The sequence below is a fragment of the Prauserella aidingensis genome (assembly GCF_024171865.1).
Taxonomy (GTDB): Bacteria; Actinomycetota; Actinomycetes; order Mycobacteriales; family Pseudonocardiaceae; genus Prauserella; species Prauserella aidingensis.
Map to the genome: position 1 here is coordinate 1 of NZ_JAMTCN010000022.1, position 20123 is coordinate 20123.

A 20123-nucleotide genomic window follows, 5' to 3' on the forward strand; every position below is an offset into this window, starting at 1 on the left:
CGTTCATGGGCCTGCTCGGCGAGAAGTACCCGGAGGCGCAGTTCCTCGTCACGGGTGCGCTCGGGCCGGACTCGAACGCCCACGTGCCCGACGAGTGGCTGCACGTCCCGCAGGCCACCCGGGTCACCGAGGCGGTCGCCCACTTCCTGGACGCCCACGCCCGCGGCTGACGAACACCGCGCGTGTTGCGGATCCCCGGGACCGTGTTGCGGATTCCGGGGGTCGTGTTGCGGATTCCGGGGGTCGTGTTGCGGATTCCGGGGGTCGTGTTGCGGATTCCGGGGGTCGTGTTGCGGATTCCGGGGGTCGTGTTGCTCCCACCCGTCACCCGGCCACCGCCCCTCAACGACGCGCTACCGCGCGACTGCGTTTTCCGGGCGGGCGGGCACGGAACCTGACCGGCCTGCGACGTCGCGAGCCACGTGGCGTCGCAGGCCGGGACCGGCCCTCCGTCAGCCTTCGATGATGCGGGGCGGGCCGTCGTCTCGGTCGTCGTCGCCGGAACGGCCACGCTCGCCGGAGCCGGAACGGCCACGCTCGCCGGAGGTGCCGTCCGCATCGGGTCCGTCGGACACGACCTCGCTGTCGACGACGATCACCCGGCTGCGCATGCCAGGGCCGAACGGGCCTCGGCCGTAGGCGGCCCCGCCCACCGGCGCACGCTTCTCCGCACGGCGCAGCCATGCCCTCCGCACGACCTTGCGCGTCGGCGGAATCAGGAACAGCAGGCCGATGACGTCGCTGACGAATCCGGGCAGCAGGATCACCATGCCGCCCACGCCGACGAGCATGCCGTCGGTGATCTCCTCGTGCGGCGACTTCCCGGAACGCGCCGTCGCGCTGAACGCGCGCATCGCCTTGCCTCCCTCGCGGCGCGCCAGCCACGACCCGACGAACGCACCCGCGATCAGCAGTCCGATGGTCGGGAGGAAGCCGATGAGGGACGCCACCGTCCACACGGCGGCCACCTCGGCGATCACGTACAGCAAGAGCAGAACGGCCATATCGGGTCAACGTACGGGACGTCCGTTTTGATCCTGGTCGTGATCACCGCGTGAAGCCCGGGCCCGCCACATCCGCCCAAACCGGTCATCTCCGGACCAGCTCGACAGCACCGGGTATGGGTGGTCGACGGCGCATCCGGGGCGGGCACAATCGGTGACCATGACCGAAGCGAACGAACCCACCACCACCACCGAGGCCGAACGGACCGTGCCGCCGCAGATGAGCGTGGTCACGGTGGCCGCAGGCAACATCGGCGAGCTCCGCGAGTTCTACCGTGCGCTCGGCTGGGAGGAGGTGCCCGGCAGCAGCGACGACTGGGCCGGCTTCCTGCTCGGCGGTGTCGTGCTGGCGCTGTATCCGCGTGCGACGCTCGCCGAGGAGACGGGCGCCGGTATGTACGGTTCCGGGTTCACGCTTGCCGTGAACGTCGACAGCCCCGAGAAGGTCGAAGAAGCCTACGAGACGGCCCTGTGGGCCGGCGCGGGAGCCGTCGCCGAGCCGCAGGAACGCAAGTGGGGCGGCAGGTCGGCCTACTTCGCCGATCCCGAGGGCAACCGCTGGGAGATCGCCTACAACGAGCGGGTCGCCTTCGGGGAGCGCGGCGAGATCGTCGCCTACGGCGAGTGACGAGGTGAGCGGCTGTCAGGCCGCTCCGGGGAGGTCGAAGAAGCCGAGCATGCGCACGGCGGGCGTGTAGTCGCCCTTGACCTTGAGCCGTCCCCTCATGAACTGCGACGCCGGACGGGCGTTGCCGGTGGCCACGCGGAGGAAGTCCTCGAACTGCGCGGTGATCGTCGTGTCGGGCGTGAGCACGCAGTCGGCGGTCGACACGCAACGCCCGTCCTCGATGACCGTCTGGTAGCGGTCGAAGTCGTCGCCGTTGGGGAATCGCCAGGTCACGACGATGTCGGCGTCGCCGGCGCGTTCGGCGTTGAAGTGGTCGGCCATGCGACGGAACACCTCTTCGAGGAACAGCGCACGCAACTGCGGATGCCGCGCCAGCCCGCGGAGCTGCTCCTTCGACGCCCCGGCCACGACCTCGGCCAGCACCTCCGTGGACAACGAACTGAGCTCGATGCCCGACCCGGTGGCGTCCAGCATGTGCAGCGTCTCCAGCACGCGGAGGAACTGTTCGGTGCTCAGGACCCCCACGTCGATGCTGCGCGCGAACTCGTCGAGCACACTTCCCGTCGGCACGGCGTCAGGTTACTCAGGGGTATACAGCCCGGCAAATGCACCTGCCGGGTACTCCTGGCGCCGGGGATGACGCCGGGGAGAGTCGTCACGCGGCGTTACCACCGGGTCGAGGCGCGTCGCGGGGCCGCTGTCGTCCCGGTCGGTTCCGTCACAGATCGCCCGTGTTCACCGGCGACGAATCCTGCGGAGGCATTCCCGAACCTCCCGACGAAAACCGGAGGAGAAGACCCTCACGCGCCCGCCGCACCCCTTTCAGGCAAGACATTTCTGACGAAAAGGTTCGCATCACAATACATTCCGGGGAGATGTACGGATTGCGACCGACCGGCCGGGGCCGGATTATTCTCGAATTCCGTACCGTCGATCACATCACGCCGGGACCCGAATGGCGGATGACAACGAAAAGTGGTCGACTTAGTTTCGGACGGTCCGGATTTTCCGGAATGCCGCGCCGCCGGTCCGCTCGATTCTCCCCCTCGGCCGGCGATGCGGCGGAAGAGGCCTCGCACGCCCACCCTCCCCGCGACTGACCGGGCGTGCGGGGTCCTTCCACTTCACGGCCCGACACCTCCTCGACACCCCGGCGCCACTCGGGTCAACACCACGGCGGTCAACACCACGGCGGTCAACGCCACGGCGCCCGTTCCCTCGGTACGCAATGCGAACGGGGAGACTCCCCGGGGATGCGCACCAGCCGGGCCGTGACACCGGGGCCGCTGTAGAGGAACGGACCCGTGCGCACCCAGCCGGCGCGAACCAGCGCAGCGTCGACACCGTGTTCCCAGCTTTCCCATTCGTCGGCGTCCGGGATGTCCACGGCCTGCACCGGCGTGCGGTGCTCGTCGGTGGCAGGGATGATCCAGCCGGTGCGGCCGTCGGCCCCGGTGAGGTCGAGCTCGAACGTCGCGACACAGGTAGCCATCAGGACCCCGAAACAGTTCGTGGGGAACACATTCCGCTCTCCGCAGACACTCGGGCCACGTCCGGAATGCGGACAACTGCGCCTGTGAAATCGGGCGCAGCAGGCGGCGTCCGGCCCACCTCGAAAAACCTGCCAACCGTGGGCGGAACCGCCTTCTCACAACGGTGGCGCAACAGCGCCCTCCTCGTCCGAATCAACGTACTCAGGAAGGGAGGTTCAAGCCGGTGCGCGGCCACATTTCAAGGCGCCACCAGGCGAAGAAGGGGCGAGACATTCTTCACCGATACAATTTTTGGCTGACCGGAAATTCTCGCCCGGAAACAGTTTCCGATAGTCGCACCGCCGTACGCAGCAGGTACCGTCACGTCGGCGGGCGGCGGATCCTCGCCACACGGCCGGGTCGAGGGGCGGGCGGCGCCGAGTCCCGTACCGCACGTTGGCGAGAGTCACTCGCAGTTCTCGCGGACACGGGTGGCAGGCGCCGCGTAAGGTTACGCAGCGGTCTGTCGCAGGGGTCTCGTCGCAGGGATCTCGTAGCGCGAGCACGAGCAGCGGTGCAGGGCCTCCTGCCGCAACTGCACGGCACTGCACTGCACTGCACGGCACTGCACGGCACGGCACTGCACCGGGCTGCACTGGGCGACGCCGACGGGTACATCGACAGGGAGGAAGCGTGACGGAGAGCCGGCCGCAGGCGGAGAAGTCGAAACGCCTGCCGAGGGCGGTGCGGGAGAAGCAGATCCTCGACGCCGCCGTCACGGTGTTCGCCCGCCACGGCTACCACCCCGCATCGATGGACGAGGTGTCCGAGGTCGCGGGCGTGTCCAAGCCGATGATCTACAGCTACCTGGGCTCGAAGGAGGACCTGTTCCTCCAGTGCATCCGCCGCGAGGCGAACCGGTTGATCGACGCCGTGCAGACGGGCATCGACGTCGACGCCGCCGCCGACATGCAGCTCTGGACGGGACTGCGCGCGTTCTACGGATTCGTCGCCGAGCACCGCGCGTCGTGGACGGTGCTGCACCAGCAGGCGCTCGCCGTGGGCGGCACCTTCGCCTCGGAGATCAACGCGTTGCGCTCCCACGCGATCGAGATGGTGACCAAGCTCGTGGTGTCGGAGGGCTCTCGCAAGGGTCTCGGCGAGCAGGCGGAGTTCTCCGGCGAGGGCATGGCCGCCGCACTCGTGGGTGCGGCCGAAGCGCTGGCCGACTGGTGGCTGGACCACCCGGACCTGTCACCCGGCGTGCTCGCGTCCTGGCTGATGAACCTGACGTGGCTGGGCTTCAACGACCTCGTCGAAGGGCAGGTGTGGCGGCCCAGCTGACCGCCCCCTGTCGTCACGACCGGCGGATCCCGTCGAGGAGGAACGTGGTGCGGCGTTCGTAATCGGCCGCGGAAGGCCGGGTTCCGTACTTGAGTGCGAGCGCACCATCGTGGATGAGCGCCTGCAGATCGTCGGCCCGGAACTCCGGTCGGAGCTCACCCGACACGTGACCCGCGGCGATGACCTCGGCGTTGAACTCGCCTGCCACGTGGCAGATCGCCATGAGCTGCTGCGATTCGGGGTACATCTGAAGCAGCACGTCGTTGGCGGCGGGCTGGCGGTATTGGATTTCGCGAATCGCGGTGATGTAGTACGCGATCCGCTCACCCGCGTTCGCGATGGTCCTGGCGTGGTCGATGACGGCGTACAGCTCGTTCGCGACGAGTTCTTCGATGACGGCCTCGATGAGTCCGATCCGGCCGCCGAACCTGTTGAAGACCGTCGCCTTGCTCACGCCCGCGGCCTTGGCCACGTCTTCCAGGGGAACGGCAAGGCCCCGGCCGCGGAACGCATCGATCGCGGCACGACGAATCTGCTCTGCGTTGCGCTTGGCATCGGCGCGCAGCCGAGACCCCTCAGGCGCGTCGGTCATGCCTCACCTCCCACCTCGACCGAACACCGCAAGTTGACCCGCTTCGTCAGTTTATCTACCGTTGACAGGCGAGACAAAACTGACCGACAGAGTCAAGTTACAGGGGCGGGCCGATGGACCTCGGCGCGACCCCTGGGAAAGGTCGCCGGAATGATCGTTGTGACGGGCGCAACCGGCACTCTCAACGGGGCCACCGTCGAGCATCTCCTCGACCGCGTACCGGCCGAAAACATCGGGGTCAGCGTCCGCGACGTCACCAAGGCGCAGCACCTCGCCGAACACGGCATACGGGTGCGGCAGGGCTCCTACGACGATCCTGTCGCGCTACGCGATTCCTTCGAGGGCGCCGAGCAGGTGCTACTGGTGAGCTCCAGCGACATGTCGGCCGATGTCGTCGGCCAGCACCGCGCGGCGATCGAGGCCGCCGTCGCGGCCGGTGCCACCCGGATCCTCTACACCAGCCAGCAGAACCCCGTGGACACCTCGTACCCTCCGGCTGCCATGCACGCCGCCACCGAGGCCACCCTCGCCGGTGCCGCCCTCACCAATGCCGGGGTCACGTGGACCGCGCTGCGCAACGGCTTCTTCGGCGACCTCGACCAGTTGCTGGGCCCATGGCGGCAGACCGGCGTGATCGCACAACCGGCCGCCGGCCCCATCCCGTGGACCGATCGCCGAGACCTCGCCGAGGCCGCAGCGGTCATCCTCGCCGGGGACCGTCCGTTCGACGGCCCCGTGACCCTCGCCGCGCCGCCCGTCACCCTCCACGATTTCGCCGCGATCCTGACCGAAGCGACCGGCCGCACGATCGAACGCGTCGTCGTCGACGATGCGCAGTGGCTCGCCGGCCGGATCGCGGAGGGCATGCCGGAGTTCGTGGCCGAGATGACGCTCGGCATGTTCCGTGCCAGCCGGAACGGCTCCTACGCGGAGCCCGCCCCGCTGCTGGGCGACCTGTTCGGCCGCGAGCCCCGCAGCGCCGCCCAGCAGGTCATCGACCACATCGCGACCTGACGTGCGTCACCCCTCGCCGGGTACGCGCATCGAACGCGGCACCGGCGAGGGGAACGTGCGCTGCGGATCGCAGGTGGCGGCCCAGGCGACCGCCGACCCGGCGACAGGTGCCGGTTCAGACCGCGGTGGCCCGCGCGGCCCGCCGAGCACCGTCGACGGCCGAGCTGCCCAGGTCGCCCTTCGGCAGGGGTTGCCGCGCTTCGAGTGCTCGGACCCAGTCCTCCGTCGAGGCGACGGCGGCCCAGTTGGAGTTGAGCAGCGTCATCAGTGTCGTGTGCACCGTCTCGGCGTCCGCCGCACCGGCGTCATTGGCCAGGTTGATCGCACCGGTCGCGTCCGCGAGCACCTCGGTGGCGAATCCCAGGTACTCGGCCTCCACCGCGGAGGCCAGGACGCAGTTGTTGGTCATGTAGCCGACCAGGGTGACGGTGTCGACGTCGTGACCACGCAACCAGTCGGCGACGTCGGTGCCGGCATAGATCGAGCTGTTCTGCTTGACGACGTGTTTCCAGCCGTCACCGCGACGGCGGGCGATCTCAGGGTGCAGCTGGTAGTCGGGCTGGGTCGGGTTGAACAGGGGCGCGTCCTCGCCCATGGTGTGCTGCACCGCGGCGACGGGGATCCCGCCGGCGTCGGCGGCGTCGATGGCCTGGGTGACACGGGCCAGCGATTCCGTGTGCGGCGGGTACTGGATCTCCAACGGGCCGTCGAAGTAGACCTGCTGGACATCGATGACGACGAGGGCACGTCGAGGGGTGGTCACGGAGTCCTCCTTGGACCGGAATCGAGCTCGGACTGGTGTCGCTGCGCCGCTGAGGACGCCGCACAACCGATCGTCGCGATGTTGCCGCCGACCGGCGAGTGGCGTGAATGCCGACATACGATGAGTTCACGCCATTACGGAGGTGACGGGTGCGGATCGGGATCTACGCGTTCGACGACGTCACGATGTTCCACCTCTCGGTACCGCAACTCGTCTTCGACGAGGTCGCCCATCAGGGCCTCGGAACCTGGACGACGTTCCTGTTCGGCGACGGCGCCCCCACGATCCGCACCGCGGAGGGCTACCGCATCGGGGACCTGGCCGGACTCGACGAGGCCCGAGAGGCGGACGTCGTCGTGATGCCGTCCTGGTTCTTCGACGGCCGTCCGGCCGGCGCGGCCGTGCGCACGACACTGACAACCGCGCACGAGGCCGGCGCGACGGTCGTCGGGCTCTGCCTCGGCGCGATCCCCGTCGTCGACGCCGGTCTGCTCACCGGACGCGCGGCCGTCACGCACTGGCAGGCCTTCGACCTGCTGTCGCAGCGACACCCCGAACTCGATCTCGACGACTCCGTGCTGTACATCGACCACGGCGACGTCCTCACCTCGGCGGGTACCGCCTCCGAGCTGGACGCGTGCCTGCACCTGGTCCGCTCGCGCCTCGGTGCGACCGCCGCCAACAAGGTCGCCCGCAGCCTGGTCATCGCACCACACCGCGAGGGCGGGCAGGCCCAGTACATCGAACGCCCCATGCCTCCGCGGTCGGAAGGCGACGCGATCTCCCGCTCGATGGAGTGGGCCGAGCAGCGGCTCGCGGAACCGTTGCCGGTCGAGCGGCTGGCCGCCACCGTCCACATGAGCACACGCACGTTCGTGCGGGCGTTCCGCGCGGCGACGGGTGCGACCCCTGCCGCATGGGTGCGCACGCGCCGACTGGACGAGGCCCGCCGACTACTGGAGACCAGCGAGCTGCCGATCGACCGGATCGCCGTGGACTGCGGCTTCGGCAGCGCGGTGACGATGCGGCAGAACTTCTCCGCCCGGTTCACGATCTCGCCCTCGCAGTACCGCCGACGCTTCCACGCCACTGCGGACGGAACCGGGCCCGCGCCGACTACAGGTGCGTGATCGTGCCCGACAGGTGCGGCTTCGGCTTGCGCGCGTTCCACACCTCGAAGGCATTGCCGTCGTCGGTGCGCCAGGCCGTGAACGCCACCTTCGCGGGCAGCAGCACCGGCAGCTTGAACTTGACGTCGACCGTGTAGGCCTCGGGCAGCCTGCCCTCGAACGCGGCCAGCGCGCGGGCCTTCGTCCACATGCCGTGGGCGATCGCGGAGGGAAAGCCGAACGCCTTCGCCGTCAGCGGGTGCAGGTGGATGGGGTTGCGGTCGCCGGACACCTCGGCGTAGCGGCGCCCGATGTCACCGGGCACCCGCCAGATCGCACCGGGCGTCGGCGCCGCGAGCTGCTGCCCGCCGCCACCGGAGCCGGAACCGCCGCCCCGCCGCAGGTACGTGCTCACGTCCGACCACACGACGTCGTCGCCCGCCAGCGCCTCGCTGATGACGTCGAACTGCGTGCCCTTCTCGTGCGGGCGCAGGTCGGCCACGCGCACGCGCAGCGTCACCGCCTCGCCGAGCCGGACCGGCCGGTACTGGGTGATGCGGTTGGCGACGTGCACCATGCCGAGCAGGGGGAACGGGAAGGACGGTTCGGCCATGAGGGCCATCTGCATGCCGAACGCCTGGACGTGCGGGTAGGTGATCGGCAGTTCGTCGGAGAGCCGGAAGCCGCACACCTGGTTGTAGGCGGCGAGCTCGCCGGGGTCGGCGACGACACCGGTGCGCACGAACTCCACGTCCGGCAGCCGGTCGCCCCCGCTCTTGCGCAGTCCGCCGAGCACGACCTTCGGGTACAGCGCCGCCACGTTCGGGGCGCTGTCGAGCTCCTTGACCGTCATGTCACGCCCCCAGGAACGCCTGGCCGCACACGCGCACGACGTTGCCGTTGACCGCGGCCGACGCCGGGTTGGCGTACCAGGCGATCGTCTCGGCGACGTCGATCGGCAGACCGCCCTGCGACAGCGCCGACAGCCTGCGGCCGAACTCGCGGATCATGATCGGCACCGCGGCGGTCATCTGCGTCTCGATGAAACCGGGTGCGACGGCGTTGATCGTGGCGCCGTGGTCGGCCAGCCGCGGCGCCGTGTCGTCGACCATGCCGATGACGCCCGCCTTGCTGGCGGCGTAGTTGGTCTGGCCCACGTTGCCTGCGATGCCGGCCATCGAGGACACGCCGATGATGCGGCCGCCCGTGCTGAGCACCTTGTCGGCGACGAGCTTGTCGTTGACGGCGAGCTGCGAGACGAGGTTAACGCTCAGCACCGAGTCCCATGCCTTGTCGGTGAGGTTGCCGAGCGTCTTGTCGCGCGTGATGCCCGCGTTGTGGACGACGATGTCGACACCGCCGTGACGCTCGGTGAGGTACTCGGCGAGCTTTGCGGGCGCGTCGCCCGCCGTGATGTCGAGCTGCAGCGCGGAGCCGCCGATCTTGTTGGCGACCTGCGAGAGGTCGGCGCCCTGCGCCGGGATGTCGAGCACGACGACGTGGGCACCGTCGCGGGCGAGGGTCTCGGCGATCGCGGCGCCGATGCCGCGGGAGGCACCCGTGACCAGGGCCGTCTTGCCTTCGAGGGGTGTGTCCCAGTTCTCCGGCGCGGTCGCGGTCGTCACGCCGCCGGTGCCGACGCGGATGACCTGGCCCGCGACGAACGCCGACTTGGCCGACAGCAGGAATCGGATCGTCGACTCGGTGGCCTCCTCGGCACCTTCGGCGACGTACACGAGCTGGGCGGTCGCGCCGCGCTTGAGCTCCTTGCCCACCGACCGGGTGAAGCCTTCGAGCGCGCGCTGGGCGATGCGCTCGCGGCCGCCGACCAGTTCCGGCGGCGTGCCGAGCACGACCACGCGCGCCGACGGGGCGACCTTGCGGATCACGGGCTGGTAGAAGGCGTACAGCTCCCGCAGCTGCTCCGGGTCCTTGATACCGGTGGCGTCGAAAACGAGCGCGCCGTAGCGGGTGTCGTCGCCCGCCGCCGCGGTGAGCACGTCGATGCCCGCGGCACCGATCTGCTTGGTGAGGGTCTTCTCGAGCCGGCCGCCGGGCGCCGCACCGAGCAACGCCGGGCCCGCCAGCGGCGGCTCACCCGGACGGTAGCGCCGCAGTTTCGGCGGGTTGGGCAGGCCGAGCTTCGGAACCAGGAACTTGCCCACCGCGCTCGTGGTGAACTCTTGATACTTGTCCGCCATCGGCTGCGTCACCGCCTTCGTCTGAGTGCCTGTTGCCTCACACCCTAACCTACTCGCCAGTAAGTTACACTCGGACTCGCGAGGCCGAGAGCGCGACCCGACACTGACCAGTGCACAGGCCGCCCAGCGCCCACGACATCAGCGAAGCCCTGTACCAGCCAGCAGGAGCGAGCCCAGCCAGCAGGAGGAAGTCATGACCTCAGCGGAGAAGCCGAGCGGCGGCAAGGCCCGGTCGAGCAAGCCGAAGGCGCCGACCGCGCGCAGGGTCGCGATCGTCGGAGCGAACCGGATCCCGTTCGCACGGTCCAACGGCCCGTACGCGAACGCCTCCAACCAGGACATGCTCACCGCCACCGTCGACGGCCTCGTCAGCCGCTACGCGCTGCAGGACGAAGAGCTGGGCGAGGTCGCCGCGGGCGCGGTGCTCAAGCACTCGCGCGACTTCAACCTGGCCCGTGAGGTCGTGCTCGGCAGCAGGCTGGCACCGACCACGCCCGCGGCCGACGTGCAGATGGCGTGCGGCACCGGGCTGCAGGCCATCGTCAACACGGCGAACAAGATCGCGCTCGGCCAGATCGACTCGGCGATCGCGGGCGGCGTCGACACCACCAGCGACGCCCCGCTGGCCGTCAACGACGACCTGCGCCGCGTGCTCGTGAAGCTCAACTCCGCGAAGACGATGGGGCAGCGGCTCAAGCTGCTCGGCAAGCTCCGGCCCGGCCACATCGTCCCGGAGATCCCGCAGAACGCCGAGCCGCGCACCGGCCTGTCGATGGGCGAGCACGCCTCGCTGACGGCGAACTCGTGGGACATCCAGCGCGCCGACCAGGACGAACTCGCCGCCACGAGCCACCAGCGCCTCGCGGCGGCCTACGACGCGGGCTTCTTCGACGACCTGCTCACGCCGTTCCTCGGCCAGACGCGCGACCAGAACCTGCGCGCGGACTCGACGGCCGAGAAGCTCGGCAAGCTGAAGCCCGTGTTCGGCGGCAAGGACGGCACGATGACGGCGGGCAACTCGACGCCGCTGTCCGACGGCGCCTCCGCCGTGCTGCTCGCCACCGAGGAATGGGCCAAGGCGCACAACCTGCCCGTGCTGGCGTACCTGACGTTCTCGCAGACCGCCGCCGTGGACTACGTGCACGGCGACGAGGGCCTGCTCATGGCGCCCGCCTACGCGGTGCCGAGGATGCTCGACCGTGCCGGCCTGGCGCTCGGCGACTTCGACTTCTACGAGATCCACGAGGCGTTCGCGTCACAGGTACTGGCCACGCTGAAGGCGTGGGAGGACCCGACGTTCGCCAAGGAGAAGCTGGGGCGCGACGAGCCGGTCGGCTCGATCGACCGCGCGAAGCTGAACGTCAACGGTTCGTCGCTCGCCGCGGGGCACCCGTTCGCCGCCACCGGCGGCCGCATCGTGGGCACCCTCGCCAAGCTGCTGGCGGAGAAGGGCTCGGGCCGCGGCCTGATCTCCATCTGCGCCGCGGGCGGTCAGGGCATCACGGCGATCCTCGAACGCTAGTCGACGGCGATGCTCACGGCGGCGACCCCCAGTATCGCGAGCAGGATGCCGACGCCGACCCAGCCGAGCACGATGCCCGCCGTGGCCATCCCCTCGCCGCCCTCGTTCCGTTGCTTGATCTGGCTCTTCGCGATGTAGCCGAAGATCAGCGCGAGGATGCTGCCGAGCCAGTACAGCCACAGGATCCCGAGCACCATCGAGGCCACGGCCATACCGTTGGTCGGCCGCGGCGCCCACGCAGGCGGGTACGGCCCGTACGGCTGGCCCTGCGGATAGGGCCCGTACGGCTGACCCGGTGGGTACGGCCCGTACGGCTGACTCGGCGGTGCGGCGTACGGGTACGGCTGCGGCTCGGGCGGCATCGGGCCGCCGTACTGCGGCTCGTTCGGATCGGACACGAACGGATCTTCTCACGGTGGACGGCGGCGTACCGCTCGGTACGGGCGCGGCCCGGTACGCCGCCGCGTGAGCCCGTTCCGAGGCAGCCACCCGTGGGTGTGGTCACACCCACGGGTGGCGTCCGCGCTACGGCCACGACCGGTCGAGCGCGGGAGTAGGCGCCGGGGGTGGGTCAGCGGGGAGTGGGCGCCGGTGAGTGATCAGCGGGCGGTGACGGCCTTGCCCGCCTTGTCGAGCTTGCTCTCGGCCTTGCCCTTCGCCTTGACGGTCGTGTGCTGCAACGAATCCGTGGTGTCGGCAACCTGCTTGCGCGCCTTGCGGGCGGCGCGCTTGGCGCGCCAGCCGACGGACGGTTTGCCCTCGGTGTCGGCCATCGCCAGGATCAGCCCGCCCGCCAGGCCGGCGTTCTTGAGGAACTGGACCTGTTCCTGAGCGCGCTCGCCCTCGTCGGTCTTCTCCCAGAACGGGTGTCCCGCCACGGTGGTCGCGGTGATGCTGGTGAGCAGCGCCAGCGACGACAACCTGCGGAACCTGCCGAGCGCGAGCATCGTGCCCGCCGCGACCTTCACCGCACCGTCGAACTTCACGACGGCCACGGGGTCGGTCTCCACGGGCAGCGCCTCGGCCACCGGCAGCACGTTCTCACTGAGGAACGGCTCCGCGACCTGGGCGTGTCCCTCCGCCTGGCGGAGGGCGTTCAGTCCACCCGAGATGAAGACGGCGGCGAGCAGGGGCCGGGCCACACGGCGCAGGATCATCGGTGTTCCTCCGGTCGAACGGGGAGTCGCGCTGGGCGAACTTCTGGTCGGCTGAGATCTCTCTACGGATCTTCCGAAGATCTCTGTTCCAAACCTACCCAGCGACACCCGTCTCCCGCTCTCTACCACTTTCTAGCGATGCGACTAGACAGTGGTAGAGAACGGTATGGAGGAGCCCCCAGGGGCACATTGGTGGCACTCAACGCAACCAATGTGCCCCTGGGGGCGTCGTCAGGAGCGTCGACAGGACGTGTCAGCGGCGGTAGCGCTTCGGGAGTTTGAAGCCGTACTCCGCGGCCACCTCACGCAGCCGGTTCGGATAGTCACTGAATAGAACCGCGCAGTGCGGCTTGCTAATCACGTGTTGTTGCAGGTCGGCGAGCAGCGGCGATGGTGAACTATCCCGAACCAGGACCGGGGTCCTTGCGCTAACAAGGCGGCCCCCGGTGGTGCTCACAACACCGCTCCGGGGGCCTTGACCGAGAAGGGACCTCGGCCCGTGCTCACCATAGGTCTCGCGGTCGCGTGCGCACTACTCGTCGCGACTGCTCTCACGTTCGCGTTGCGTTCCCGCCACTGGCGACGCAAGGCCGATGCGTACAAGGGCTTGATGGCCCATCACCAGCAGGGCGCCGGCGACGCCGTGACGCTGCACGAGCTCGACGTGCTGAGCCGCCTTGACGACGTGCGGGTGTTGGCGGCGCGGATGCAGCAGCACGCCGAGCCGGACGGGCTCACCGCGGCCGACGTGCGCGTGTTCGCCGCCAAGCTGCGCGTCGCCGCGATGGGCGGTGAGCAGCGATGACCGGCGACGATCTGCACGCGCTGCGCGGCGAGCTCGACGCCGTCGAACGCCGGCTCTCCGACATTCGCGCACGCCTCGACGAGCACCGCGGTGCCCCTCCCGCCGGCGCCGGCGGCATCCGGTCCACCCACCTCAGCACCGGCGAGGCGCTGGAACGTGTCGAGGCGATGCACGAGGGCGGCACCGTGGCCTACCGCGTCACCGTCGACGGCGAGTGGGTCGGTTGGGTCGGTGACGGCGCCCCGTGGCGCGGCCACCGGTACGGCGGACGCCGCTGGTGGGCCTGCTGGCGGCAGGACGGCGACACCGCCGCCCGCTGGTCCTCCGAACTCGAATACCCGACCCGCAAGCGCGCTGTGGCCGCGCTGGTCGCCCGCATCGGGGGTGATGGGTCGTGACGACATGGAAGTGCAGCCGGTGCCGCCGGCCCTACCGCGGCCGCGGTGACTGGAACATCACCGTCGAGGACGGCGTGGTCGTCGGGGCGTTGTGCCCCCGCTGCCAGACCGTCGACGAGAACACCGAAGCCGTGATCAACGAGGCCACGACGGACTACCTCGGCGCCGGCCCGGACGGCCGACTGAGGGGCCGCCCGAAGTCCTGAGCACCTGCCCGCAACGTCGACGACGTCAGACCCGCTGACGTCGTCGGCCTTGTCGGCAGTGTGCCGGCGATTCCCGGTTTCCTTGACACCGTCCGCCGGGATCACCGCCCGTTGCCGGTCGCCGTACACGACCGCGCGCGGGTAAGACGGGTCCGCTCGTAAACCACCCTGACGAGCGCAGGGCTCCCGGGCCGCAGGCCACGGCTCCGGGCGACATATCCGCACGCCGCGCGTCCACAGTCGACGCGCGGCCGGTCGTGCGGGCGGTGACGCGAATGGTGTGGGAACGTCCCGGCAGGGACCAGGGGAAGGGCCCTTCAGTGTGTCCAAATCCGGGCGAGCGGCAGGGGTACGCACCTCTGCGCACCCTCAACCCCCACAGTGCGCGTGTACGTTGCGCCGCCCGCCACGTGCGCGAGGTTTCCCTGTTTAGTAGACGGTGAAATCGTCGGTGCCGTCCCCGCGTGCGCGGGCACGAGGGGCAGGTGCGTCATATGACGCACCTGCGAGATCACGCCGTCCCCGCGTGCGCGGGCACGAGGGCCTGTTTACTAAACAGACCCCTCCGGTCGTTCGCGAGCGCCAAGGGTGTCCACAGTGGTGACACCCTTTGCCGGCCGTGCCCTATCCACTACATATGTCACCGTTCTGGCGCTGAGCGTGTCTGTGCGGCCCGCAACCCCGGCGGCCAGGGGTTCACACCACCGCGCCACCGAACGGGCACACACGGCGCCAGCAGACGCGAAAGCGGCCACCCGCCCCCGGAGACAGTGGGGACGGGTGGCCGCCTTTCTGTGCGCGCCTGCCAGGGTGCGCGTTACGCGGTGTCGAACGTGATCTCGGCGAAACCGTCCGGCTCGTCGACGGCGAGGTTCACCGCTTCCTCACCGAGGATGGTCACGATGTTGTTCTTCATCTGCGAGTACGGATCGACCATGAACGTCGGCGACAGTCCCACGACGAGCTGAGACGCCGCGCGCCACGAGCCCACCAGGGCGGTACCCGCGCCGACCGCCGACGACGGGTAGACCCGCAGACCGTGCAGCGTCAGCCGCAGCGCGTTCTCCGGGGACTCGCCGGACATGCCCACCGACCCGTCGAACACGTCGACGACGTCTTCCGGATTCATCACGATCACGTCGGGGTCGGCGCCCACCGCGGAGTCGACCACCATCGTCGCGCCGGCCAGCACGCTGGTCGTCTTGGACTCGCCACTGCCGGCGGTGTGGGTCTGGATGCCGTCCGTGCCCAGCGCCGTGGTGATCAGCAGCTCATCCTCCCGGCGCGCGATCAGCGCCGACAGCTTGCGCCGCAACCGGCCCTCGAACCCGCCCATCGAACGCAGCTGCATCGTCACATCGGTCCACGCGGCGATGATCTTCGGCGACGCGTCACCGGAGGTGATGTTGTCGTACTCGCCCTTCGCCGATCCCTCATCGGCGGTGGTGGCCGAACCGTCACCGAACACCGGGAACGTCACCCGCGACCCCACGTCGACCGTTTCCGAGCCCAGCGCGGCGAACTCCGCCAGCCGGCGAATCGACACCGGCTGATTCTCCCGCACAGCCCACTGTTCCGAACTGCCCGCGTCGGCGGTGCCGACCGTGGCGAAACTCAACGCCGGCGTGCCCACCTTCAATGGCTGGCGCTGACTCGCCGCGCGGAACAGGCCAGCCATGTCCGAACGGGTCGGCGTCAGACTCGGCACGCCTTCCATCACGCCGTAGTCGGCCAACGGGTCGCGGCGCTCACCGTCCCCCGGCAGCGGACGCGCCGTCGGATCGACGAACCCCGGCCGCTGGTCCTGCTCGTCGCGCAACCGGTCGAGCTGATGCTCGATCTCCGAGAACCGCGTCGTCGCCTGCTCGTCGAGCGCGTCGCCGCCGGCGTCGGCAAGCAACTGCCGCGCCTCCACGATCAACCGCTCACGCTCCACCTCGGATGTCTCAGTACCCATGGATGAATCCCTTCTCGGCCAGGCGCAGCCGCAGCCGCGCCTGCATGATGTTCAGACCCTTGCGGTGCTCGCCGCTGCCGTCACCGGAGAACCCCGCACCCGCGAACGCCGGCTCGTTCACCAGCGACACCTCCCGCAGCCGGGCCTCGCTGTGCACCAGATCGCCCCGCCGGTCCTCGGTGAACCGCAACGGATCCACCCCCACCGACAAGCCGCTCACGTAGCCGTCGCGCACCAACTGCAACGCCTCATCACCCGAGGCGGTACTCGCGAACTCGAAACCGACCCGCAACCCCTCGGCGGTGTCGTCGAAATCCACCGCCCGCCCGATCGGCAACCGCTGCGTGTCGTGCTCCACGAACAGGCGCACCTTCGACCCCCGCTCGGAGATCGACCGTGCGAACGCGCCGGGCTGGAACCGGTGACGCTGCGGCTCGCCCTGAAACACGGTCGGAGAGGACGCCGTGCTGTACGGCACGGCCAGCCCCCGCAACATGCGGGACTGGCCGCCCTCATCCAGAGCGAACTCAGCAGAGAAGATCAGCAAATCGGCACTCATATGGGCATCTCCCAGGCAGCAACGGACAACCGTTCGCCGCATGGCGACCCTTCCGTCCGGACGGCCCAGGGGAACCGGGCACCGGCGCCGGGGATGCCGAGCGCGCGCTCACCGATCATCGTAGCTCACCTCCGAGACCACAGCCGCCCCAGCCGACTGCCAGAACCCCGGCATGTAGTCCTCGGACTCGTGCGGGAACCGCGACGCGCGCTGATCACACGGCGCATGCGCCACCGCATCCCGCATACCCCCAGGACTGCGCAGCCGCCCGCACACCATGCAGCGACCTTCCCGGGTCTTCTCGTTGCTTTCGGACATGATCGTTCCTTTCCTGTTGAAAACCCCCGCCGACCCCGCGCAAAAAAACGGACAGAGGGACGGGGGGTGTTCGGGGGTCCGGCTGTGGGGAAAACCGCAGGTCACAGCGCTACGATTCGTCGAGTTTGTGCTGGTCATGGGCTTACATGTCTGTCGTTTGTGGACGGTTTCGGGTCGAGGTGGTCGGCGACGAGTGCGGCGGCGTCGGCGAGTTGCCGCAGGGCGTCGGCGAGCAGCGCGGCCCGCTCGGCGCTGGTCATGGTGTGTTCCTTCCGGTGTCGTGTGCCCATACGGCGCGGCGCCGGCGGGCGGGGGACAGGTGGGGTTTGCAGATCAGGCACGGGCGCGGGCGCTCGGCGTCGCGGTCGAGCCAGCCGTGATCGCACTCGTGCGGCTCGGCAGGGGTGCGGCTACTGTCCGGCCCCTTCGACCACACATCCGTAGTGCGGATGTCGTCTCCGGTGGCCGGATCAGTAGTCCGCTCGTCGTCGTCGAGGGGTTCGCCGTAGCGGTCGAGGCGGCTCATGCGGCGTGCCTCCGGCATCCGCGGTTGCCGCACGTGCCGTCGGGGTCGAGGTACATGCCGCACCCCGGGCACTCCGGAGCGCGCGGACGCGAGCCGGCCCGTTCTTCCCCTTCCGAGCGTTCTTGTTCGGCGTCGGGAGTCTCGCGCGCGCGGTCGGGACTCACGTGGGGAAGCCCCGATTGATCCTCCCGTGTTCCTGAGTGGTTCCTCAGTGGTTCCTGGGGGGCTACCTGAGGTGGCCCCGTTGCGACCCCTGAGGTAGCCCCGTCTGACACCTCAGGTAGACCCGTTGCGTCACCTGAGGTAGCCCCGTTGCCCGCTCCCGGGCGGCTCGCAGGTGCGAGCGTTTCGCGATCCTCTGTGGAGGGTGCGGGGGTAACGGGGTCACCTGAGGTGGTCCCGTTGCCGTTGCTCACGGGGCTACGTGAGGTGTCCCCGTCGAGGCGTAGCGCGTACTCGCCCTGACGCCCCGGGGCCGGCTTCACAACCGTCTCGATCGCCCCGGCGCGCGACAGGGCGCCGACGGCCTTCTTGACGTTCCGCGTCGCCCGGGCGTACTCCCGTTGCGCCTCGTCGTCGGACACGGTCGCCGGCACGGCGTACCCGAGCGCGTCGGCGAGCGCGTCGCGGCCACCGAAGTAGCGCCGCGCCGGTTTCCCCTCCCGCGGGGTGTCGAGCGCCGTCAACGCCATGTACGCCAGCAGCCGGAACGGGGCGTGATCGAGGTGCGACCAGCGGGCGTAGACGGCCGCGACGTTGCTGGCACCCATCAGCGGCCCCCGCTCGGCCGCGCGTGCTTGTCGGGGCGGGGAGTTACGCTGGTGTCAGACCTTCCGTCGTCGGTCTGCTGGGCCGCCCGGTTCTCCCGTGCCGGGCGGCCTTTCTCTGCCCTCATGCCGCGTCACCGCCGGTGGTGCGGGCGCGGGAGGACTTGAACGCGAGCCGTTGCATGTGGAGCCGGCGGGCGGCCTCGGCGCGGCGGGAGAGTTCGGGCTCGACGATCTCTGGGTCGGCGTCGAGGACTTCGCGGCGGAACCGTTCGAGTAGGCCGGCCTGGCCGCGCGCGGCGTTGGCGCCGGGGGATTCCTTGGCCCAGCGTGCGAGCGCGGCGATACGCGCGCGTTGGGACCGTTGTTCAGGGGTGAGTGACGTGGACTTGGCCACGGGCTGACTCCTTCGGGCAGCAAAAACTCACCACCGATGGGTGGTCTGCCCGTGAAGTTCTAGCGGCCCACGTCCCGCATCACCGGCATCCTACCGCAAGGCGGAGATGTCGAGTTCCGGCACGTCGTTCTCAGCCAGTGCGGTGAAGCACCGGCGCGCGGTTTCCTGCCGCATTGGCACGTCGCGGCCGCATTTCGGGCACTTTGGACGGAAGGTGTCGCGGATGGTCGGCCGGTCGCCGTCGGCCGCTTGTTTCATCGGTGACCCCGGCGCCCACGGCACAAACGCGATGGTGACTTCGGGAGCGTCGAGTGCCGTCGCGGGCTCGGTCTGCACGGACGTGTGTTGCGGGTTGTCGAGCCACGCGGCCATGTCCTCGGCCGATGGGGTGGCGATCGGCCGTTCCGCGGTGAGCCAACCGAGGTTGCGGGGTGGGTGCTGGCCACGGCCGGTGCAGACGACCTTGACGCGTCCTGTCATCCGAAGTCTCCGAGGTTGAGCCGGCGGGCCTCGGCGTGCGCTCGTTGCTCGTTCGCGTGCTGCGCGTACCGGTCGATCATGTCGCGGCGCGACCATCCCGCCATCGACATGAGCGCGTTCTCGCTGCCGCCGTGCTGCAGCCATCGGGACGCGAACGCGTGACGGGTGCGGTGCAGATGAAACTCAGCGATACCGGCCGATTCGGCGCGCTGTTTCATCGCCTTGGCGAGCCCGTCGTATCCGAGACCTTGCCCGCGCTCGCCGAGCCAGAACGTCGCTGAGCCGGCGAGCGTGTGCCGGCGGCGGGCGCGGCGATACCGGTCGATCGCCGCCCCGGTCGCCGGCCCGAACGTGACCGTGCGTCCCTTGCCACCCTTGCCGCGGCGGACGACAGCGAGGCCGCGCACGAGGTCCACATCATCGGTCGTCATGGCGATTACCTCGCCGGCGCGGAGTCCGCATTCGAGCAGCAGACGGGCGATCGCTTCGTCTCGGCGGTCGCGGAATCCGTGGCCCTGGCATGCGGCCACGAGGTCGCGGCACTCCTCCTCGGTGAGCCCGTCGACCACCTTCTGGTCAAGCTTGGGCGGGGTGATATCGGTGAGCTCGTCCTGGGCGATCTCACCCTCACCGGCCAGCCACGCCGAGAACCGGCGGACGGCGAGTTGCCGCACACGAGCCGTCGCCGGTTCGTGGCCGGCCGCCAGGATCGAATCCGTGTAGCTGCTGACGCTGCGCCGATCGAGTGCCGGCTCGACGCCAGCCCGGGCGCAGTAGTCGAGGTACTGCTCGATGCCCCGCCGGTAGGAATCCAGCGTGTTGGCGCTCTTGCGCTCGGCCCGCAGCCGCAACAGCCACGAGTCGAGCAGCTCACGCAGCTCATCAACGTCCACAGCCTGTTATC

25 protein-coding genes and 1 pseudogene are annotated in these 20123 nt (G+C 69.7%); 10 read left to right on the forward strand and 16 right to left on the reverse strand.

What is annotated here, in order from left to right; genetic code table 11:
• A pseudogene (locus tag LY13_RS19165) lies at positions 1-170 on the forward strand (peptidase M20); the annotation flags it as partial.
• Positions 171-452: 282 nt separating this feature from the next.
• Here LY13_RS19165 and LY13_RS19170 read toward each other — a convergent pair.
• Complete coding sequence (locus LY13_RS19170) at positions 453-1004, reverse strand: FxsA family protein (RefSeq protein ID WP_253829982.1); 552 nt, start codon at positions 1002-1004, stop codon at positions 453-455.
• Positions 1005-1164: 160 nt separating this feature from the next.
• On the opposite strand from LY13_RS19170, the gene LY13_RS19175 reads away from it, so the two are divergent.
• On the forward strand, positions 1165-1632 hold the full coding sequence (locus tag LY13_RS19175; RefSeq protein ID WP_253829983.1) for a VOC family protein: 468 nt from the start codon (positions 1165-1167) through the stop codon (positions 1630-1632).
• Positions 1633-1647: 15 nt separating this feature from the next.
• Here LY13_RS19175 and LY13_RS19180 read toward each other — a convergent pair whose 3' ends face one another.
• Together LY13_RS19180 and LY13_RS19185 are read right to left on the reverse strand one after the other, a co-directional pair.
• Positions 1648-2202: an SCP2 sterol-binding domain-containing protein gene (locus LY13_RS19180; protein WP_253829984.1), complete on the reverse strand. Its 555-nt coding sequence runs from the start codon at positions 2200-2202 to the stop codon at positions 1648-1650.
• Positions 2203-2827: 625 nt separating this feature from the next.
• Positions 2828-3124: a hypothetical protein gene (locus tag LY13_RS19185; protein WP_253829985.1), complete on the reverse strand. Its 297-nt coding sequence runs from the start codon at positions 3122-3124 to the stop codon at positions 2828-2830.
• Between the two features lie 554 nt (positions 3125-3678).
• Between LY13_RS19185 and LY13_RS25720 the strand changes: the two genes are divergently transcribed.
• Together LY13_RS25720 and LY13_RS19190 are read left to right on the forward strand one after the other, a co-directional pair.
• On the forward strand, positions 3679-3801 hold the full coding sequence (locus LY13_RS25720; RefSeq protein ID WP_301299370.1) for a hypothetical protein: 123 nt from the start codon (positions 3679-3681) through the stop codon (positions 3799-3801).
• On the forward strand, positions 3798-4448 hold the full coding sequence (locus LY13_RS19190; RefSeq protein WP_253829986.1) for a TetR/AcrR family transcriptional regulator: 651 nt from the start codon (positions 3798-3800) through the stop codon (positions 4446-4448). The genes LY13_RS25720 and LY13_RS19190 overlap by 4 nt, the downstream gene beginning before the upstream one ends.
• A 13-nt stretch (positions 4449-4461) precedes the next feature.
• On the opposite strand, the gene LY13_RS19195 is transcribed toward LY13_RS19190, so the two are convergent.
• Positions 4462-5040, reverse strand: a complete 579-nt coding sequence (locus LY13_RS19195; protein WP_253829987.1) for a TetR/AcrR family transcriptional regulator — start codon at positions 5038-5040, stop codon at positions 4462-4464.
• Positions 5041-5190: 150 nt separating this feature from the next.
• On the opposite strand from LY13_RS19195, the gene LY13_RS19200 reads away from it, so the two are divergent.
• Positions 5191-6054, forward strand: coding sequence for an NmrA family NAD(P)-binding protein (locus LY13_RS19200; RefSeq protein WP_253829988.1), 864 nt, complete (start codon positions 5191-5193; stop codon positions 6052-6054).
• 115 nt (positions 6055-6169) lie between these two features.
• Here the strand turns inward: LY13_RS19200 and LY13_RS19205 are convergent, their stop codons facing one another.
• Positions 6170-6817 carry an isochorismatase family protein gene (locus LY13_RS19205; RefSeq protein ID WP_253829989.1) on the reverse strand — a complete coding sequence of 216 codons (648 nt, stop codon included), beginning with the start codon at positions 6815-6817 and terminating at the stop codon, positions 6170-6172.
• 149 nt (positions 6818-6966) lie between these two features.
• Here LY13_RS19205 and LY13_RS26015 point away from each other — a divergent pair, with 149 nt between their 5' ends.
• Positions 6967-7947, forward strand: a complete 981-nt coding sequence (locus LY13_RS26015) for a GlxA family transcriptional regulator (protein WP_253829990.1) — start codon at positions 6967-6969, stop codon at positions 7945-7947.
• On the opposite strand, the gene LY13_RS19215 is transcribed toward LY13_RS26015, so the two are convergent.
• Positions 7934-8779: a MaoC family dehydratase gene (locus LY13_RS19215; RefSeq protein WP_253829991.1), complete on the reverse strand. Its 846-nt coding sequence runs from the start codon at positions 8777-8779 to the stop codon at positions 7934-7936. The genes LY13_RS26015 and LY13_RS19215 overlap by 14 nt on opposite strands.
• Before the next feature lies 1 nt (position 8780).
• Entirely contained in the window at positions 8781-10127 is a 1347-nt protein-coding gene (locus LY13_RS19220; protein WP_253829992.1) for a 3-oxoacyl-ACP reductase, read from the reverse strand.
• A 193-nt stretch (positions 10128-10320) separates the two neighbouring features.
• On the opposite strand from LY13_RS19220, the gene LY13_RS19225 reads away from it, so the two are divergent.
• A complete protein-coding gene (locus LY13_RS19225; protein ID WP_253829993.1) occupies positions 10321-11649 on the forward strand; it encodes an acetyl-CoA C-acetyltransferase in 1329 nt (442 codons plus the stop codon).
• On the opposite strand, the gene LY13_RS26020 is transcribed toward LY13_RS19225, so the two are convergent.
• Positions 11646-12047, reverse strand: a complete 402-nt coding sequence (locus LY13_RS26020; RefSeq protein ID WP_253829994.1) for a DUF4190 domain-containing protein — start codon at positions 12045-12047, stop codon at positions 11646-11648. The genes LY13_RS19225 and LY13_RS26020 overlap by 4 nt on opposite strands.
• Before the next feature lie 201 nt (positions 12048-12248).
• Positions 12249-12806 carry a DoxX family protein gene (locus LY13_RS19235; RefSeq protein ID WP_253829995.1) on the reverse strand — a complete coding sequence of 186 codons (558 nt, stop codon included), beginning with the start codon at positions 12804-12806 and terminating at the stop codon, positions 12249-12251.
• 499 nt (positions 12807-13305) lie between these two features.
• Here LY13_RS19235 and LY13_RS19240 point away from each other — a divergent pair, with 499 nt between their 5' ends.
• Genes LY13_RS19240 through LY13_RS19250 form a run of 3 tightly spaced genes read left to right on the forward strand, consistent with a single transcriptional unit; the run spans position 13306 to position 14215 of the window.
• On the forward strand, positions 13306-13611 hold the full coding sequence (locus LY13_RS19240; RefSeq protein WP_253829996.1) for a hypothetical protein: 306 nt from the start codon (positions 13306-13308) through the stop codon (positions 13609-13611).
• Entirely contained in the window at positions 13608-14009 is a 402-nt protein-coding gene (locus tag LY13_RS19245; RefSeq protein WP_253829997.1) for a hypothetical protein, read from the forward strand. The genes LY13_RS19240 and LY13_RS19245 overlap by 4 nt, the downstream gene beginning before the upstream one ends.
• Entirely contained in the window at positions 14006-14215 is a 210-nt protein-coding gene (locus tag LY13_RS19250) for a hypothetical protein (protein WP_253829998.1), read from the forward strand. The genes LY13_RS19245 and LY13_RS19250 overlap by 4 nt, the downstream gene beginning before the upstream one ends.
• Before the next feature lie 817 nt (positions 14216-15032).
• Here LY13_RS19250 and LY13_RS19255 read toward each other — a convergent pair.
• The 7 genes from LY13_RS19255 to LY13_RS19280 form a co-directional block, all read right to left on the reverse strand.
• Positions 15033-16172, reverse strand: coding sequence for a phage major capsid family protein (locus LY13_RS19255; protein ID WP_253829999.1), 1140 nt, complete (start codon positions 16170-16172; stop codon positions 15033-15035).
• Positions 16162-16731: an HK97 family phage prohead protease gene (locus LY13_RS19260; RefSeq protein ID WP_253830000.1), complete on the reverse strand. Its 570-nt coding sequence runs from the start codon at positions 16729-16731 to the stop codon at positions 16162-16164. The genes LY13_RS19255 and LY13_RS19260 overlap by 11 nt, the downstream gene beginning before the upstream one ends.
• 108 nt (positions 16732-16839) lie before the next feature.
• Positions 16840-17049, reverse strand: coding sequence for a hypothetical protein (locus tag LY13_RS19265; RefSeq protein WP_253830001.1), 210 nt, complete (start codon positions 17047-17049; stop codon positions 16840-16842).
• A gap of 134 nt (positions 17050-17183) precedes the next feature.
• On the reverse strand, positions 17184-17309 hold the full coding sequence (locus LY13_RS25740) for a hypothetical protein (protein WP_301299372.1): 126 nt from the start codon (positions 17307-17309) through the stop codon (positions 17184-17186).
• 1157 nt (positions 17310-18466) lie between these two features.
• On the reverse strand, positions 18467-18739 hold the full coding sequence (locus tag LY13_RS19270; protein ID WP_253830002.1) for a hypothetical protein: 273 nt from the start codon (positions 18737-18739) through the stop codon (positions 18467-18469).
• 90 nt (positions 18740-18829) lie between these two features.
• Positions 18830-19111, reverse strand: coding sequence for a hypothetical protein (locus LY13_RS19275; RefSeq protein WP_253830003.1), 282 nt, complete (start codon positions 19109-19111; stop codon positions 18830-18832).
• A 104-nt stretch (positions 19112-19215) separates the two neighbouring features.
• A complete protein-coding gene (locus LY13_RS19280) occupies positions 19216-20112 on the reverse strand; it encodes a tyrosine-type recombinase/integrase (RefSeq protein ID WP_253830004.1) in 897 nt (298 codons plus the stop codon).
• Between the last annotated feature and the right edge of the window lie 11 nt (positions 20113-20123).

Bases quoted from the DNA above. Each gene is read 5' to 3' on its own strand.
- LY13_RS19170 (WP_253829982.1), bottom strand. From the start codon at position 1,004: ATGGCCGTTCTGCTCTTGCTGTACGTGATCGCCGAGGTGGCCGCCGTG.
- LY13_RS19175 (WP_253829983.1), top strand. From the start codon at position 1,165: ATGACCGAAGCGAACGAACCCACCACCACCACCGAGGCCGAACGGACC.
- LY13_RS19185 (WP_253829985.1), bottom strand. From the start codon at position 3,124: ATGGCTACCTGTGTCGCGACGTTCGAGCTCGACCTCACCGGGGCCGAC.
- LY13_RS19195 (WP_253829987.1), bottom strand. From the start codon at position 5,040: ATGACCGACGCGCCTGAGGGGTCTCGGCTGCGCGCCGATGCCAAGCGC.
- LY13_RS19200 (WP_253829988.1), top strand. From the start codon at position 5,191: ATGATCGTTGTGACGGGCGCAACCGGCACTCTCAACGGGGCCACCGTC.
- LY13_RS19215 (WP_253829991.1), bottom strand. From the start codon at position 8,779: ATGACGGTCAAGGAGCTCGACAGCGCCCCGAACGTGGCGGCGCTGTAC.
- LY13_RS19220 (WP_253829992.1), bottom strand. From the start codon at position 10,127: ATGGCGGACAAGTATCAAGAGTTCACCACGAGCGCGGTGGGCAAGTTC.
- LY13_RS19225 (WP_253829993.1), top strand. From the start codon at position 10,321: ATGACCTCAGCGGAGAAGCCGAGCGGCGGCAAGGCCCGGTCGAGCAAG.
- LY13_RS19235 (WP_253829995.1), bottom strand. From the start codon at position 12,806: ATGATCCTGCGCCGTGTGGCCCGGCCCCTGCTCGCCGCCGTCTTCATC.
- LY13_RS19245 (WP_253829997.1), top strand. From the start codon at position 13,608: ATGACCGGCGACGATCTGCACGCGCTGCGCGGCGAGCTCGACGCCGTC.
- LY13_RS19255 (WP_253829999.1), bottom strand. From the start codon at position 16,172: ATGGGTACTGAGACATCCGAGGTGGAGCGTGAGCGGTTGATCGTGGAG.
- LY13_RS19260 (WP_253830000.1), bottom strand. From the start codon at position 16,731: ATGAGTGCCGATTTGCTGATCTTCTCTGCTGAGTTCGCTCTGGATGAG.
- LY13_RS19265 (WP_253830001.1), bottom strand. From the start codon at position 17,049: ATGTCCGAAAGCAACGAGAAGACCCGGGAAGGTCGCTGCATGGTGTGC.
- LY13_RS25740 (WP_301299372.1), bottom strand. From the start codon at position 17,309: ATGACCAGCGCCGAGCGGGCCGCGCTGCTCGCCGACGCCCTGCGGCAA.
- LY13_RS19275 (WP_253830003.1), bottom strand. From the start codon at position 19,111: ATGGCCGCGTGGCTCGACAACCCGCAACACACGTCCGTGCAGACCGAG.